Source organism: Neisseria sp. N95_16 (assembly GCF_002551535.2).
GTDB lineage: Bacteria > Pseudomonadota > Gammaproteobacteria > Burkholderiales > Neisseriaceae > Neisseria > Neisseria brasiliensis.
In genome coordinates this window covers 15,852-31,538 of record NZ_PDBT02000027.1, presented here as the reverse complement: position 1 = coordinate 31,538, position 15,687 = coordinate 15,852, and the positions used below count along the sequence as shown (strand labels likewise).

Annotated in this window: 14 protein-coding genes, 1 pseudogene and 1 riboswitch; of the genes and pseudogenes, 7 read left to right on the top strand and 8 right to left on the bottom strand. The window is 45.8% G+C overall.

Annotated features, from left to right (window positions below; translation table 11 throughout):
* From CRG49_RS06100 to CRG49_RS06080, 5 genes and pseudogenes are all read left to right on the top strand, one after another.
* Positions 1-87 (top strand): annotated as a pseudogene (locus tag CRG49_RS06100) (IS5/IS1182 family transposase); the annotation flags it as partial.
* Positions 88-373: 286 nt separating this feature from the next.
* Positions 374-419: riboswitch (PreQ1 riboswitch) on the top strand.
* A gap of 2 nt (positions 420-421) precedes the next feature.
* Complete coding sequence (gene queC, locus CRG49_RS06095; protein ID WP_095502091.1) at positions 422-1,081, top strand: 7-cyano-7-deazaguanine synthase QueC; 660 nt, start codon at positions 422-424, stop codon at positions 1,079-1,081.
* A 69-nt stretch (positions 1,082-1,150) separates the two neighbouring features.
* Positions 1,151-1,573, top strand: coding sequence for a 6-carboxytetrahydropterin synthase QueD (gene queD, locus CRG49_RS06090; RefSeq protein ID WP_095502092.1), 423 nt, complete (start codon positions 1,151-1,153; stop codon positions 1,571-1,573).
* Positions 1,573-2,205 (top strand): 7-carboxy-7-deazaguanine synthase QueE, encoded by a 633-nt coding sequence (locus tag CRG49_RS06085; protein ID WP_369832019.1) that lies wholly within the window; start codon positions 1,573-1,575, stop codon positions 2,203-2,205. Before queD ends, CRG49_RS06085 begins: the two co-directional genes overlap by 1 nt.
* A gap of 511 nt (positions 2,206-2,716) precedes the next feature.
* Positions 2,717-4,300, top strand: coding sequence for an L-lactate permease (locus CRG49_RS06080; protein WP_095502094.1), 1,584 nt, complete (start codon positions 2,717-2,719; stop codon positions 4,298-4,300).
* Between the two features lie 200 nt (positions 4,301-4,500).
* Here CRG49_RS06080 and tyrS read toward each other — a convergent pair whose 3' ends face one another.
* From tyrS to CRG49_RS06050, 6 genes are all read right to left on the bottom strand, one after another.
* Complete coding sequence (gene tyrS / locus CRG49_RS06075; RefSeq protein WP_095502095.1) at positions 4,501-5,799, bottom strand: tyrosine--tRNA ligase; 1,299 nt, start codon at positions 5,797-5,799, stop codon at positions 4,501-4,503.
* Positions 5,800-5,870: 71 nt separating this feature from the next.
* Positions 5,871-6,962, bottom strand: coding sequence for a redox-regulated ATPase YchF (ychF, locus tag CRG49_RS06070; protein ID WP_095502096.1), 1,092 nt, complete (start codon positions 6,960-6,962; stop codon positions 5,871-5,873).
* Positions 6,963-7,078: 116 nt separating this feature from the next.
* On the bottom strand, positions 7,079-8,590 hold the full coding sequence (ubiB, locus tag CRG49_RS06065) for a ubiquinone biosynthesis regulatory protein kinase UbiB (RefSeq protein WP_095502097.1): 1,512 nt from the start codon (positions 8,588-8,590) through the stop codon (positions 7,079-7,081).
* Between the two features lie 146 nt (positions 8,591-8,736).
* On the bottom strand, positions 8,737-9,411 hold the full coding sequence (locus CRG49_RS06060) for a hypothetical protein (protein ID WP_095502098.1): 675 nt from the start codon (positions 9,409-9,411) through the stop codon (positions 8,737-8,739).
* Between the two features lie 427 nt (positions 9,412-9,838).
* Entirely contained in the window at positions 9,839-10,177 is a 339-nt protein-coding gene (gene erpA, locus CRG49_RS06055) for an iron-sulfur cluster insertion protein ErpA (RefSeq protein WP_095502099.1), read from the bottom strand.
* Positions 10,178-10,278: 101 nt separating this feature from the next.
* Complete coding sequence (locus CRG49_RS06050; protein ID WP_095502100.1) at positions 10,279-10,965, bottom strand: helix-turn-helix transcriptional regulator; 687 nt, start codon at positions 10,963-10,965, stop codon at positions 10,279-10,281.
* A gap of 310 nt (positions 10,966-11,275) precedes the next feature.
* Between CRG49_RS06050 and CRG49_RS06045 the strand changes: the two genes are divergently transcribed.
* Complete coding sequence (locus CRG49_RS06045) at positions 11,276-11,551, top strand: hypothetical protein (protein WP_095502101.1); 276 nt, start codon at positions 11,276-11,278, stop codon at positions 11,549-11,551.
* Positions 11,552-11,662: 111 nt separating this feature from the next.
* Here the strand turns inward: CRG49_RS06045 and argC are convergent, their stop codons facing one another.
* Both argC and CRG49_RS06030 read right to left on the bottom strand, forming a co-directional pair.
* Entirely contained in the window at positions 11,663-12,706 is a 1,044-nt protein-coding gene (gene argC / locus CRG49_RS06040; RefSeq protein WP_095502102.1) for an N-acetyl-gamma-glutamyl-phosphate reductase, read from the bottom strand.
* A 332-nt stretch (positions 12,707-13,038) separates the two neighbouring features.
* Positions 13,039-14,076 (bottom strand): L,D-transpeptidase, encoded by a 1,038-nt coding sequence (locus CRG49_RS06030; RefSeq protein ID WP_095502103.1) that lies wholly within the window; start codon positions 14,074-14,076, stop codon positions 13,039-13,041.
* Between the two features lie 149 nt (positions 14,077-14,225).
* Between CRG49_RS06030 and rlmD the strand changes: the two genes are divergently transcribed.
* Complete coding sequence (gene rlmD / locus CRG49_RS06025; protein ID WP_097784581.1) at positions 14,226-15,557, top strand: 23S rRNA (uracil(1939)-C(5))-methyltransferase RlmD; 1,332 nt, start codon at positions 14,226-14,228, stop codon at positions 15,555-15,557.
* Positions 15,558-15,687 lie beyond the last annotated feature (130 nt).

Sequence of the window (15,687 nt, the reverse complement as noted above, 5' to 3'; positions counted from 1 at the left end):
ATTGCTACTCGCTATGAGAAATTAGCTCGTAATTTTAAATCGATGCTTTACTTGGCTTGCTCTATTATTCATGCTAAGTTAAATTGAGGACACGCCCTAGTAAATTTTTAGGAATTTTTAAACCGTCATTCCCGTGCTGGAGGGAATTCAGACCGATCAGCTTCAGGAGTGTTTAACTTCTTTAGTAATTTGACACACTGGATTCCCACCTGCTCGGGAATGACGAGTATAGTTTTCGTAGTTCAAATTGAGTTTTACGAAGGTCTCAGCCTAATTAATAGAAGCAGTTATAAACTATTTAAGGCCGTCTGAAAAATCGGTTATAATAAATTTCTTTCAAAAAGGCCGTCTGAAAAGACGGTTTTCTTTTTCTATTCACGCGGTTCGTAACCCTCCCGCGATACCAAAACTAGGAATCAATATGCACAATCAAAAAGCCTTGGTCATCTTTTCCGGTGGCCAAGATTCTACTACTTGCCTGCTTCAGGCGATTCAAACCTATGGCCGGGACAATGTCCAAGCCATTACTTTTCACTATGGTCAGCGCCACTCCATCGAATTGGAACGCGCGCATTGGATTGCCCAGGATTTAGGCATTGCGCAAACTGTATTAGATTTGAGCTTAATACGGCAGATTACCCACAATGCTTTGATGGAAGAGGGTGCAGATATCCAGACGGCCGCTAACGGTATGCCGAATACGTTTGTCGATGGCCGCAATGCCCTGTTTTTAATGTATGCCGCTATTTACGCCAAAGGTCAAAACATCAAACACATCATCGTAGGGGTCTGCGAAACCGATTTTTCCGGCTATCCCGATTGTCGCGATGTGTTTGTGAAATCCATGAATGTTACCCTCAATTTGGCGATGGACTATGATTTCCAAATCCACACGCCTTTGATGTACCTGACCAAAGCGCAGACATGGGCGCTGGCCGATGAGTTGGGCTATTTGGATTATGTCCGTGAGCAAACGCATACCTGTTACAACGGCGTGGTCGGCGGCTGCGGAGAATGCCCAAGCTGCGTGTTGCGCGAACGCGGGTTACAGGAATATCTGGAAAGTAAACAGGCCATCTGAACAGATTCTTTCTTATTTTCTACAACAAAGGCCGTCTGAAAAGTTTCAGACGGCCTCAAAGAATACATCATGAAAATCACTAAAATCTTTTCTTTCGATTCATCTCACATGTTAGATGGTCACGATGGTAAGTGCCAAAACTTACACGGCCACACCTACAAACTCGAAATTACCGTTTCAGACGGCTTAATTCAAGGTGGTGCCAAAGACGGTATGGTGATGGATTTCACCGATTTAAAAGCCATAGTCAAACAAGAGATCATTGATCCCTTTGATCATGCCTTTATCTACGATGGCAGCAACGAGCGTGAAAGCCAAATTGCCGCTTTATTAGACGGCTGGAACATGAAAATCTTACGCTTAAATTATCGCACCACCGCCGAAAATATGAGCATGGAAATGTTTACGCGATTAAAGCAAGCCGGCTTAAAAGTATGCAGCGTCAAGCTCTGGGAAACGCCGACTTCCTGCGCCGAATATGAGGGCGCATGATGGTGCCGATTGAGCCTGCTAACCCGCAATACCGCATTGTCGAAATATTCGAAAGCTTGCAAGGCGAGGGCTACAACACTGGTATGCCTGCTATTTTCATCCGTTTGGGTAAATGTAACTTGGCCTGCTCGTGGTGTGATACCGATTATCTGCGTTTTGAAATGATGAGCCTGCACGAGATTTTAGGCCGTCTGAAAAATTATCGTGCGCGTAACATCATCATTACCGGTGGTGAGCCAACCATTCAGCCGCATTTGGATACCTTGCTCAACACGCTGAAAGCGGCAGGTTATTATTTATGTATGGAAACCAATGGCCTGAATCCTACGCCCATACAAATTGATTTTGTCGCCACCAGCCCAAAGGCGTGTTACGCAGATAAATATGCTAAAAGCTGCATTGAAAAAGCCGATGAAGTGCGCATTGTTGCCGATGGTGATGTGTTGGCCTTTTGCGAACAGATGGAACGAAAAATTCAAGCCGAGCATTTTTATTTATCGCCTTGTGAGCGAAATGGTGTGATGAACATTTACGATACCATCCGCCAAATCGGTCTGCTCAACAGCCGCGCCCATACAACCGTGCATTGGCAATTAAGTGTGCAAACGCATAAATGGGCAGGAATTGAGTAAACGTTAAACATTCATACCGAGGCCGTCTGAAGTGTATTTCAGATGGCCTTTATTATATTTAAGCTTTGAGTAAAGACTATTGAGATGTAGTTCTTTTGTAGTATTTTCTCAACAGTTCTGAGATTTTTATGAATGTATATTCAATAATCAAAAAATATAGATGAATATTTTTAATTTATTATTGAACATAAGCCAAGATTTATGCTCAAGAAAACAGACAGGTTTTGAAAATCATTTGGTATTTTTTCTAATACTTTTGAAGTATTCCTAATAACATATTCATTTTAAAAATAATTCTTTGCATTTTAATGGATTTACCTAACGATAATCAGAAAAAACTTGACCGCTTACATAGGATTACGTAAAGTAATCGGCATAATAAGTAAATTGGTGTGACCAATTTTAAATTACGGCTTCCTTAGTCGCTGCAGGTTTAGGGTAGATTAAGGCAAGCGTTTTTTATTTGGTTGTCTTGATTGGATGCTTTACACGTAATACAAGGATTTTCTGTATGGCACTTTTTCTCAGTATTTTTCCCATCGTTTTGCTGATTTGGTTGATGGTGAAAAAAAACAGCATGCCTTCCTATATCGCTTTACCGATTGTGGCGGCGTTGATTTATATGATTAAGATCACCTATTTTGGTGATGATTTCATGTTGTTGAATGCCACTGCTGCTTCCGGTTTGGTATCAACTTTGACGCCGATTACCGTGATTTTCGGTGCGATTATGTTTAACCGCATGATGGAAACTACTGGCTGTATCGACATCATCCGTAAATGGTTGGCCAACATTAACCCAAATCCGATTGCGCAATTGATGATTATCGGTTGGGCGTTTGCCTTTATGATTGAGGGTGCATCCGGTTTCGGTACGCCTGCTGCGATTGCCGCCCCAATTTTGATGAGCTTGGGTTTCAACCCTTTGCGCGTAGCCATCTTTACGTTGGTGATGAACTCAGTGCCGGTATCGTTCGGTGCGGTGGGTACCCCGACTTGGTTTGGTTTTGCGCCGTTGAATCTGACGCCTGCCGATATTTTGAGTATCGGTAAGCAAACCGGTATCATCCACTTCTTTGCTGCTTTTGTGATTCCGGTGATCGGCTTGAGCTTCATCGTTTCTAAAGAAGAAATTCGCAAGAACTTGGGCTTTATCGGCATCAGCGTGTTCTCATGTACCATTCCTTACGTTGCATTGGCAATGGTGAATGAAGAGTTCCCTGCTTTGGTGGCCGGTGCCATCGGTTTGATGATTTCTGTATTTGCCGCCAACAAAGGCTGGGGTTTGAGCAAAGACTATCCAAAAGATGTCAACATGGAAAAAGTGCCTTTGGCGCAAGTAGCCAAAGCCTTGGCACCATTGGGTATGCTGATCGGTATGCTGGTGATTACCCGTATCAAACAGCTCGGTATTAAAGGTTTGCTTACCAGCACTGAGCCATGGTTCAGCTTCTCGCTGCCGGGTTTGAGCGACATTACCGTCACCCAATCGCTGACCATTATGTTTAGCAACATTTTCGGTGAAGCAGTATCAGAACGTTACCAAACCCTGTATGTGCCGGCTTGGATTCCGTTTGTGATTACCGTGTGGATTTGTATCCTGCTATATAAAACCAAATTCAAAGATGCATGGACATTCTATGTCGGCACCTTCAATCAAACCAAAAAACCATTGCTCGCTTTGATGGGTGCGCTGATTATGGTGAAATTGATGATGGTCGGCGGTGATGATTCGATGGTGAAAATCATCGGCAAAGAATTTGCAGCGGTTGCCGGTGACAACTGGATTTACTTCTCGCCTTACTTAGGTGCCATCGGTGCATTCTTCTCGGGCTCGAACACTGTATCCAACCTGACATTTGGTCCAATTCAACAGCAAATCGCTTTGGATACCGGCTTGTCGGTAACACTGATTTTGGCCATGCAGTCGGTAGGTGGTGCGATGGGTAACATGGTATGTATCAACAACATTATCGCCGTGTGTACCGTATTGGGTATCGATAAATCCGAAGGTGCGATTATTAAGAAAACCGTGATTCCGATGGCGATTTATGGTGTGATTGCCGTCTTGGTGGCGCTGATTTTCTTCATGTAATCAATTTTTAAATAACCATTGAAATGCCGTCTGAAAAGTTTCAGACGGCATTTTTTTATGATGAGTATGATTGGCTAATAGAATCTGGAATGTTATTCAAATATATCATTTGAAAAGTTTGTATGTTTCGTTTCAATGAGAAAAGCCGTCTGAAAATATATTCAGACGGCCTCGTCAGTAGATTAGAAATCTAAATCCGTTTATTTCCACACCAATAAAGCATGGTTGCGTTTACCACGGCGCAGAATAGTGTATTTACCAAAACGCTTGTGTTCATCGGTCAGTAAATAAGCATCGTCCGGTTTTTCTGCAGCATGGTTCGGATTGTTCGGTTCGGTCACGGCGGCACCATTAATCACGACTGCTTTGCTGTTGACAAAGCCGCGGGCTTCTTTGTTTGATTGCGCCAAACCGCTGGTTACCAAGGCTTCTACCACATTGACGCTGCCGGATACTTCAAACGCAGGCAAGCCGTCAAGGGCGAGTTGCTCAAAGTCGGCTTTGGTCAGGTTGCTTTGGTCTTCGGCAAACAAGCTGGCAGAAATGCGTTGAGCCGCTTCCAAAGCAGCTTCACCATGAATTAAGCGGGTCATTTCTTCGGCCAAGATGCGTTGCGCTTCAGGCTTGGTGCCGCTGGCTTGGTCTTTGGCTTCAATGGCATCGATTTCTTCAATGCTCAAGAACGTAAAGAATTTCAGGAATTTATACACATCGGCATCGGCCACTTTCAGCCAGAATTGGTAGAATTGATACGGCGATGTTTTCTTCGCATTCAACCATACCGCGCCGCCTTCGGTTTTACCGAATTTAGTGCCGTCTGATTTGGTCACCAGCGGCAGGGTCAAACCGAATACTTGGTTTTGATGCAGTCGGCGGGTGAGGTCGATACCGTTGGTGATGTTGCCCCATTGGTCGGAGCCGCCGATTTGCAGCAATGCGCCGTGGCGTTGGTTCAACTCGGCAAAATCGTAACTTTGCAGCAGCGTGTAGGCAAATTCAGTAAACGAAATACCCACATCGTCGCGGTCGATACGCTGCTTCACCGATTCTTTTGCCAGCATTGCATTTACCGAAAAATGCTTGCCGATGTCGCGCAGGAAATCCAAGCAGTTCATTTGGCCGAACCAATCGGCATTATTGGCCATTACTGCGGCATTGTCGCCTTCAAAGCTCAAAAACGGTTTCAACTGATTGCGGATGCTGTCCACCCAACCGGCTACGGTGTCGGCAGAATTCAAGCTGCGCTCTACAGCCTTAAAGCTTGGGTCGCCAATCATACCGGTTGCACCGCCGACCAACGCAATCGGTGTATGGCCGGCCTGTTGGAAACGGCGCAATGCCAATACCGGCAACAAATGGCCGATGTGTAAGCTGTCGGCGGTTGGGTCAAAGCCGCAATATAAAGCGATTTTTTGTTCGTTTAACAAAGCTTCCAAAGCTTCAATATCAGTAGTTTGCGCGATCAAACCACGCGCTTGTAGGTCTTTTAATAAGCTCATATTCGTTCCATGATGTTTTCAGACGGCCTTTATTGACTCAGGCCGTCTGAATGTTGCAAGCATTTATCAAATCACACATTAAACAAGAAATGCATCACATCGCCGTCTTTCACGACATATTCCTTGCCTTCGACGCGCATTTTGCCGGCTTCTTTGGCTTTGGCTTCGCCACCTAAGGCCACGAAGTCTTCATAGGCAATCACTTGGGCGCGGATGAAGCCGCGTTCGAAATCGGTATGAATCACGCCGGCGGCTTGTGGAGCGGTGTCGCCTTTGTGAATGGTCCATGCGCGCACTTCTTTGACGCCAGCGGTGAAGTAGGTTTGCAGACCGAGCAAGTCATAGCCGGCGCGAATCAGGCGGTTCAAGCCTGGTTCTTCCAAGCCCATTTCGGCGAGGAATTCGGCTTTTTCATCGTCTTCCAATTCGGCAATTTCGCTTTCCATGGCGGCGCATACGGCCACAACCGGTGCATTTTCTTTGGCAGCCAATTCTTTTAAGCGGTCGAGATGCGGGTTGTTTTCAAAACCGTCTTCAGCCACGTTGCCGACGTACATGGCCGGTTTAGCAGTGAGCAGGAATAATGAGCGCAACATGGCCAATTCTTCGGCATCCAAGCCGAATGAGCGTACGGGCTTGCCTTCGTCTAAACGCGGCAATAATTTTTTGCACAAATCGACTAATTTTTGTGCATCTTTGTCGCCGCTGCGGGCACGTTTTTCTTCGCGGACAATCGCTTTCTCCACGCTGGCTAAGTCGGCCAAGGCCAATTCGGTGCCGATGGTTTCGATGTCAGCAATCGGATCGACTTTACCGGCAACGTGGACGATGTTTTCATCATCAAAACAGCGCACCACATTCACGATGGCATCGGTTTCGCGGATGTTGGCCAAGAATTGGTTGCCCAAGCCTTCGCCTTTGCTGGCACCGGCCACCAAACCTGCGATATCGACGAATTCCACAATGGCAGGCTGCATTTTTTGCGGATTGACGATTTTCGCCAATTCGGCCATGCGTGGGTCAGGTACTTCGACAATGCCGACATTCGGTTCGATGGTGCAGAAAGGGTAGTTGGCCGCTTCAATGCCCGATTGTGTTAAGGCGTTGAACAGGGTGGATTTGCCGACATTGGGCAGGCCGACGATGCCGCATTTTAAGCTCATGTTTTTTCCTGATATTTGCTAAAATTTTTAAACGGGCAATTATAGCATAATTCGTTTGTAAGGTTGGATGACAAGGCCGTCTGAAAAAGGTGTGTTGCTTTTCAGACGGCCTTCACTTATTTAAAAATCAAAATCAGCAGCAGGGCAATGGCAATCAAACCGAGCCACAGGCTTTGCCGTTGCTGCACTTTAATCAAATGCAGGTACGCATCGCGCATTTCCTGTTGGCGGTTTTCATCGACCAGCGCATTGAGTTTGCGCGGCAGGCTCGGCAGGATTTGCGCCCAGTCGGGGGCTTCGTTTTTCAGGTTATTGAATAAGGCTTTCGGGCCGATTTGCTCGTTCATCCATTTGGTGAGAAACGGCTTGGCGGTCGCCCACAAATCCAAATCAGGGTCGAGTTGGCGGCCTAAGCCTTCGATGTTGAGCAGCGTTTTTTGCAGCAAAACCAGTTGCGGTTGGATTTCGACATTAAAGCGGCGGCTCACTTCAAACAAGCGCATCAGTACCAAGCCGAATGAAATTTGCGAAATTGGTTTGTTGAAAATCGGTTCGCACACGCTGCGCACGGCGGCTTCGAGTTCTTCCGCGCGCGTATCGGCCGGCACCCAGCCTGATTCGATGTGGGCGGTGGCGACGCGGTGGTAATCGCGGTTGAAAAAGGCGAGGAAATTAATCGCCAAATAGCGTTTGTCGTAGTCGGTCAGGCTGCCGACAATGCCGAAATCAAGCGCGATGTAGCGGTTGTCGTCGGCGACCAAGATATTGCCCGGGTGCATGTCGGCATGGAAAAAACCGTCGCGGAATACTTGCGTGAAGAAAATTTCCACGCCGTAATCGGCCAGTTTTTTTAGATCGATGCCTTTGGCTTTGAGCGCGGGGATGTCAGAAACCGGCGTGCCTTCCATCCATTCGATGGTCAATACATCGCGGCTGCAATAATCGTAAAATACTTTGGGAATAATCAGCATGTCGCTGCCGGCGAAGTTGCGGCCAAGCTGGCTGGCATTGGCGGCTTCGCGCATTAAATCTAATTCGTCATGCAGGTATTTGTCGAATTCAGCGACGACTTCGCGCGGCTTCAGGCGTTTGCCGTCTGCGAATAAGCGTTCCAACCAGCCGGCACCTAAGCGCATCAGTGCCAAATCCTGTTCGATAACCGGCAGGATATTCGGGCGCAATACCTTCACCGCCACTGCTTCGCCACTGTGCAAACGCGCTTTATGCACTTGGGCAATCGAGGCACTGGCGACCGGTTCGGTTTCAAACTCGGCATACAGGGTTTCAATCGATTGGCCTAAGGCTTTTTCGATTTGGCGGCGTGACAGTTGCGCGTCAAACGGCGGGACGCGGTCTTGCAGTTTCGCCAGTTCAATCGCGTATTCGTAGGGAATCAAATCGGGGCGGGTGGATAAAACTTGGCCGAATTTAATAAAAATCGGACCGAGGCTTTCCAGAGCCAAGCGTAAACGTACGGGCAGGGTTTGGTCTTGATATTCGGCAGATTGCGGCAGTTTGCCGATGATGTTGCGCAACCAATCTTGCTGGATGTGGTTGATAAATAAATCAGAGAGTCCGTAAAGATAAAGTGTGCGGAAGATGGTTTTAATGCGTTTGAGCCATTTCATGGTGGGCATTCGGTTGCGCTGGAGATGGACGAATTATAAATCATTGCAAGGCTTGAGCCAAAACATTCTATTGAGCATAAATGGGGGAGGTAAACAAAAAGGCCGTCTGAAACGAATGGGTTCAGACGGCCTTTGGGTCAGAAAATTTACAGCAATTTAGCGGAAAAATAACCTGCTGCCACTAAGATAATCATCAGAATAAAAGCGACCACACCGATTAAGATATTTTTGCGTTTGGCTGCAATGGCGACTAAATCGGGATTTTTGCCTAACTCTTCACGCAATTTTTCTTCTAATTCCGCACGAATCTGTTTACGCAGAATTTTCTCTTCGCGTTCGCATTCTTGTTTGAGCTTGTGGGCGATTTCAGTTTGCTTTTTGTGCTCAAAGGCCAGTTTTTCTTGCCATTCAATGCGCTTGCGGTCAACCACTTGAGGGGTGGCGCTGGAAAACTGAAAATCGCAGACCACACAATTGGGTTCGGTTGGATCTTCAACAATGGTCAGACACACCGGACATTGGCTGATTTCTGCGGGAGCCGCTTCTTCCGAATCAGGATTAAGGGAATTAGGCGCCAGTTCTAAGGAATAGCGAACGATGACATCTAAGCCCAAGTAATTGAAATAATGTTGGGCATTTTCGCGCTCTTCTTGCGTGCAGTTTTCAGCAATAATGGCTTGCGGGCGCTCTGCCAATGCCTGCACCAAATCCTCTGCTTCGTTTTCCGGTAGATTGTCATACAAACAAGCATTAATCCGCTCGCGATCGACATCGGGCGGATAAGAAACGTATACGTCGTAAAGCTTAGCTTTTTGGTTCATCGGTATCCCATTTGTACAATTGATAAAACAGCTTATGTTGTTTTTGGTGTGTGCTTTATCAGGAGATTTTCTATTGTTCTAAAAGTATAAGTGTTATAGGGTTGCATGTCTTCTGCAACGGATAAAGGGTAATTTCTAGGGGTAAAATAGCCTAGTGTAATAAAACTAAAAAATCAGGTTTATAAGCGCTTATTGTTCAGTTAGTATAATTGTTCAATAATGGATAATATATTAGTCAATTATTTTATATATATCATAAATTGCACAAAACGGATACATATTTGAACAAGATACCATAAAAATGCCGTCTGAAGCATTCAGACGGCATTTTGTCGGAAAAAGTTTCAAGCGATAGTTAATGTCAACCTTTGTGATTGGCTGAAATATTGGCCATCTTGATGCAAATCCAATCTATCTGAATGAGCAATTACACTGAGAATGACGAACCGCAACCGCAAGTGGTTTCGGCATTTGGATTGCGAATCACGAATTGGGAGCCGTGCAGGCTTTCGGTGTAGTCGATTTCAGCACCAACTAAGTATTGGTAGCTCATTGGGTCAACCAAGAAAGTCAGGCCGTTTTTTTCGATTTCAAAATCGTCATCGTTCTTGATTTCATCGAAGGTAAAGCCGTATTGGAAGCCGGAGCAACCGCCACCGTTCACGAAAACACGCAGTTTGAGTTCGGGATTGTTTTCTTCAGCGATAAGATCTGCCACTTTGGTGCAGCAGCTATCGGTGAAGAGGATAGGGCTTTCATCTGACATGATGTGATTCCTTTTATATGAATGTTATGTGTATTGTCGCGCAATCCGCTCAGTAAGGCAAGTTGGGACAATGACTTAAAATTCAATAGCCCATATAAAAATTAGATATTGCGCCCAAACCATTCCACGCGCCCGATGATGGCGATGTCGTCTCCTAGGTGGTTTAAATCGATTTCAAAGGTCGGGTAGGCTTCGTTGGCAGAAATGACATTCACAATGCCACCAGGCATCAACTGCAAACGTTTGACCAACAGATTTTCATTGAGGCGTAAAACATACAGTCCGTCGCGCGGTGTGGTTTCGCTATGGTTAATCAAAATCGAATCACCATCGTTGAGCACACCTTCCATCGAATCGCCTTTAACGGAAATCACGGATAAATTTTTGGTATCGCGGGTGACGTAGTTTTCAATCCAATAGCGGCGGAACGCCATGGTAAAGACAGGTTTTTCATCGCCCACCAATTGGCCGTGTCCCGCAGCGGCTTGAATGTCGTAACGCGGTACAAAGACAAATTCTTCAACATCCACTGGATTGCCGAGTGTGTCGTAAGCCGTGGTGTTAGGTGCAACTTGGTCGGGGAAGGGTTCACCTTCACCAGTCAGCAGCCAATCAATGCTGCACCCTTTTAATTGTTTGATTTTTTTTAAGGTTTCTGATTTCGGTAGGCCGCCTTCATTCCAAATACGGCTAAATCCCGCGATGGTCATATCGATATCGGCTGCAATTTTTGCTTGCTTGGCTTCGCCTTTCCATAAAAAGGCCAGTCTGTCTTTAAAGGTATCCATGATATTCCTTAGGTGAAAGTGTGATTTTGGATACACACTGATTAATTGCTTTATATTTTACTTCATTTTTTGGAATAATGTAAGAAAAAAATTAGCATAACTAAGAAAAAGTATTGCATCATTTATTTTTTCTTAGTACTATGTCGGAAAGTGAAGATTAACTAAAGTTCCTTGCTGTATTTTTGAGTTTATCTCTGTATTTATTCTGTTATATACCTTGCGTATAGTGTATGGAGAGGGGCTTATAAGCTTAATCTGATTGATTTCGAAAGAATGGGATTATTTTTGTACTTTAATTAAAGGAATCAAAATGACAGGCTATCGTAAAAATACTTGGTTGGCAGTAATGGCTTTGGCTTTAGGCTTGGTAGCGTTTCCTGTCAGCTATTCAGAAGCGCAGTCTTCTAATATGTCGCTCTCTGCATTAGAGTGCGAGCAATTGAGCCATTTGGTTTTGGAAAACATGAATGTCAAGCAGCGTAAATTCGCGCGCGAGTGTGACATTGTTGAAGCATCGCATGATTGGGAGCAGCAATATGGCGGCCTCAACGAGCAGGAATTCGTAGCAGGTGTGGTTTACGAATAAATCGATTAAGATCGAAAAAATACAGTAGAAACCCGCAGTAAAGCTTGAGGCCGTCTGAAATATGCAGCATTTCAGACGGCCTCAAGTTTATTTTCAAAACATTATTTTAAATTAAGGCAATAACGGTGCGGCTTGTAAACCTAAGCGTTCGTCAAAGCCAAACATAATGTTCATGTTTTGAACGGCTTGTCCGGCAGCGCCTTTAACCAAATTATCGATCACCGACAACACAACCCACAGTTGGCTTTGCGGTGCTTGCTGTACACTGATGCGGCAAATGTTGGCACCGCGTACGCTGCGGGTTTCAGGCGTGGTGCCCGGTTTCATTACATCCACAAAAGGGCTGTCTTGGTAGAATTCGCTCAAGATTTCGTATGGATTGACGTTGTCTTCCAAATGCAGGTAAACGGTGGCGTGCATGCCGCGAATCATTGGGGTTAAGTGTGGCACGAATACGAAACCTTCCGCTACATCGGCTTGCAGGCTGCTGATGGTTTGCTTGATTTCGGGTAAGTGGCGGTGGCCGCCGATGCCGTAAGCTTTAAAATTATCGCCGGCTTCGCACAATAATGAACCGACATTGCCTTTGCGGCCGGCGCCGGATACGCCGGATTTACAGTCGGCAATCAGCGGCATATTGGTTTTCAGATGGCCTTGTTGTAATAATGGTAACAAGGGCAGCGATACACAGGTCGGGTAGCAGCCCGGATTGGCTACGATTTGTGCTTTGGCAATGGCATCACGGTTCATTTCACATAAACCATAAACGGCTTGCGGCACAATATCGGGGCAAGCGTGTGCCATGCCGTACCATTGTTCCCATGTCGGAATGTCTTGAATGCGGAAGTCGGCCGATAAATCGACAATGCGCACACCTTTGGCCAGTAATTCCGGAGCTTCTTTCATGGCGACGCCGTTGGGTGTGGCGAAAAAGACCACATCGCACTGATCAAGACCGGCTTCATCGGGTGTTTGGAAAACCAAATCATAAATACCGCGCAGGCTTGGGAAGTAATCGGCAATCGCAATGCCGGCTTCGCCGCGGCTGGTGACGGCGGTGACTTCAACATTGGGGTGGGTGGTCAGCAAGCGTAATAATTCAACACCGGTATAACCTGTTGCGCCGACAATGCCGACTTTGATTTTGGCGTTCATCTGTATCTCCAATAAGGGCAAATTCGATAGTGGGGTAGTTTAAGGCTTGGCAGGCCGTCTGAAAAGGGTGGTCGGCCATAAATTATTGGCCGAATCACTTATTAGTATATTAAATAAGAAAAGGCTGAGACCTTTGCAAAATCCCCATTTTTGGCGCATTTCTTCGTTATGCGCTGCTCGAAAGCTTGCCTATCTTTGTGATATGTCTGCGCTTTCTGTGTTTGCTTACTTCGAACTGCACTCAAATCTGGAGTTTTACAAAGGTTTCAGGCCGTCTGAAAAAAGCGAAACCAAAGTTTCTTTTTCAAACGGCCTGAATGTTTAGTTAGACATTAAAACAGCAATTCGGTCGGCTCGGCATCAGCCGGAATTTCCTGTGTCGGATAAGCTGGTGCAGGAACATAGCTTGATGCCGGAGTAGGCAGATTAACCTCAGAAGCCGCTGCATTGCTTGGTGCAACCGATTGAGTCGGTTGTGGTGTTGCCGGCGTCGGGACAACTGGTTTTGCAGTATCATCACCGGCATCGATTTCGATTTCCGAGCCTGAAGGTAATACATCATCTTTAACCGGAGCCGGTTTTGGCATGGCTTTTGGTTTGCTGTAAGCAGATGAGCCGGCTGTCCAAGCCAAAGATTTTAATGGGCCTTTGAGCTTCACGCCCTTGGCACAAGTTAAACAGTTGGCTTGGCCGGTGCGGTTTTTCAAAATCGCTTCAACACGCTTGGTGTTGATGTTTTTGCCGTGTGCTTTTGCCCATGCCGCAATGCTCTTTTTCAATGCAGCAGTATCGAGATTTTTCTTATTGTATGGGTCGCGGTAAGCGGCGAGCCATAAGTTTTTATTGGCATCTTCATTTAAAGTCGCCATTTGGTAAATCACGTGGGCTGGGGAGCCAGTGGAAATGGTTTTGGCAAATTCCAAGGCATCAGGCGATTTCATGCGCACACAGCCGTGGCTGCGCACACCGGGTACGCTAGATGGCGCATTGGTGCCATGAATGCCTAAGCCCAATTTTGGGTCGCCAAGGCGAACGAATACTGGGCCTAAAGGATTTTTCGGACCCGGCGGAATGGTTTTCACATTGTCGCCACGCTCTTTTTGAATCGATTTGGGAATGTGCCATGTCGGATTAAAGGCTTTAACGCCGATTTTATGTTCGCCCAAATTGGTTTGGGTCATGGCTTTACCGACGGCAACAGGGTAAGCTTTCGTCAGCTTGCCGTTGGTGTACAAAAACAGGCGCTGTTGCGGAATATTGATGAAAACGTGTTGGCCTTCGGTTGCCGGTGCAACATCAGGCAGCGGCGTGTTGGCAAATGCGGTGGTGGTCAGTGTCAGTGCAAATAAACTTAAGCTGATTTTTTTCATGTATTTGTCTGTATTTTAACAAGGGGTTAAAAGATGATTTTGGTAAATCATACCTTAATATAATGGTAACTGTGCGAAAATATGCCTTTTCGGTAAGTAATAACCGGTAAACGGTTATTTAAGATGAATATTTGAGTAATGATGAATAGATGGTCAAAGGTGGGCATGTGAAGAATGTGGCGGACGTTTTTTCTTTGGATTACGAAGGACGTGGGGTAGCGCGGGCAGACGGAAAAACGGTTTTTATCAAAGGTGCCATGCCGTCTGAAACCGTTAGCTACCGTGTAACCAAATCTAAAAAACAATTTGATGAAGCGGAAGTAGAATCTGTCTTAAAGCCATCGGATGAACGGGTTAAACCAAAGTGTCGCTATTTCGATACATGTGGTGGTTGCGTGCTGCAGTATATTGAGTCGAATGCGCAGGTGGCATTAAAGCAGCGAATTTTGGAAGAGCAATTGGCGCGTATCGGCAAAGTGTTCCCAGAGCAAATCTTGCCGCCGATTTATGCCACACCTTGGCATTACCGTGATCGAGCCAGATTGAGTGTTGCTATTGATGCTTCGGGTGAAGTCAAACTCGGGTTTCAGGCCAAGCGCAGCCATGATGTGGTCGATATTGAGTCTTGTGAAGTGTTGCCGCTGCATATTTCGGCGCAGATTCCTTCGGTGAAAATCTTGCTGCAAAAATTAGTGGATTCGGGCGCAGGAATCAAATTTGTCGAGTTTCACCGCAGTAAAAAACTAACCGTGTTGAATCTGTGTTTTTTCAAAAGGCCGTCTGAAAAAACAGAGCGCCAATTAAGAGAATGGTTTGATGCATCTTTAAAACAGCAAAACAAAACTTGGCAGTTGTGGCTGCAATGCGGAAAAGAATCGGCCAAGGCTTTTTACCCAAGCCATCATATTGATTTGTCGTATGATTTATCTGAATATAATCTGACTATGCCTTATCGGCCGGGTGACTTTACGCAAATCAATGCCGACTTAAATGCACTGATGATTCATCGCGCTATCCAGCTACTGAATATCCGTTCAGGCGAAAGAATTGCCGATTTGTTCTGCGGATTGGGCAACTTCAGTTTACCTATGGCAAAATGTGGCGCAACTGTGGTCGGCATTGAAGGTGCAGATTATTTGGTTAATCGTGCGCAACAAAATGCCATCGCAAATGGCTGTGCAGATCAGCTTGAATTTCAGGTGGCCGATCTATTTGAAACAGATGAAGCGACGGTGGCGTCATGGGGGCAATTCGATAAGATGTTGCTTGATCCGCCGCGTAGTGGTGCTTATGCTGTCGTCAAATCGCTACATTCGCCTTATCTGCCCAAACGCATTGTTTATGTGTCGTGCAACCCTGCGACATTTGCGCGCGATGCTGCTGTTTTAATTGAGAAAGGCTATGTTTTTAAGTCTGCCGGCGTGATGAACATGTTTCCGCAAACCGCCCATGTCGAATCCATCGGTGTGTTTGAGCGGTGAGCCGACAGAATAAGGCCGTCTGTAAAATGGTTTTTAATGTAATTATCTGGGGAGTCATGCTATCATAATTAATCTAGGGGATTACATGATTCGATAGCATAAATAAATGAGTGTCGAACATATTAATACA

Bases quoted from the DNA above. Each gene is read 5' to 3' on its own strand.
- queC (WP_095502091.1), top strand. From the start codon at position 422: ATGCACAATCAAAAAGCCTTGGTCATCTTTTCCGGTGGCCAAGATTCT.
- queD (WP_095502092.1), top strand. From the start codon at position 1,151: ATGAAAATCACTAAAATCTTTTCTTTCGATTCATCTCACATGTTAGAT.
- CRG49_RS06085 (WP_369832019.1), top strand. From the start codon at position 1,573: ATGGTGCCGATTGAGCCTGCTAACCCGCAATACCGCATTGTCGAAATA.
- CRG49_RS06080 (WP_095502094.1), top strand. From the start codon at position 2,717: ATGGCACTTTTTCTCAGTATTTTTCCCATCGTTTTGCTGATTTGGTTG.
- tyrS (WP_095502095.1), bottom strand. From the start codon at position 5,799: ATGAGCTTATTAAAAGACCTACAAGCGCGTGGTTTGATCGCGCAAACT.
- ychF (WP_095502096.1), bottom strand. From the start codon at position 6,962: ATGAGCTTAAAATGCGGCATCGTCGGCCTGCCCAATGTCGGCAAATCC.
- ubiB (WP_095502097.1), bottom strand. From the start codon at position 8,590: ATGAAATGGCTCAAACGCATTAAAACCATCTTCCGCACACTTTATCTT.
- CRG49_RS06060 (WP_095502098.1), bottom strand. From the start codon at position 9,411: ATGAACCAAAAAGCTAAGCTTTACGACGTATACGTTTCTTATCCGCCC.
- erpA (WP_095502099.1), bottom strand. From the start codon at position 10,177: ATGTCAGATGAAAGCCCTATCCTCTTCACCGATAGCTGCTGCACCAAA.
- CRG49_RS06050 (WP_095502100.1), bottom strand. From the start codon at position 10,965: ATGGATACCTTTAAAGACAGACTGGCCTTTTTATGGAAAGGCGAAGCC.
- CRG49_RS06045 (WP_095502101.1), top strand. From the start codon at position 11,276: ATGACAGGCTATCGTAAAAATACTTGGTTGGCAGTAATGGCTTTGGCT.
- argC (WP_095502102.1), bottom strand. From the start codon at position 12,706: ATGAACGCCAAAATCAAAGTCGGCATTGTCGGCGCAACAGGTTATACC.
- CRG49_RS06030 (WP_095502103.1), bottom strand. From the start codon at position 14,076: ATGAAAAAAATCAGCTTAAGTTTATTTGCACTGACACTGACCACCACC.
- rlmD (WP_097784581.1), top strand. From the start codon at position 14,226: ATGGTCAAAGGTGGGCATGTGAAGAATGTGGCGGACGTTTTTTCTTTG.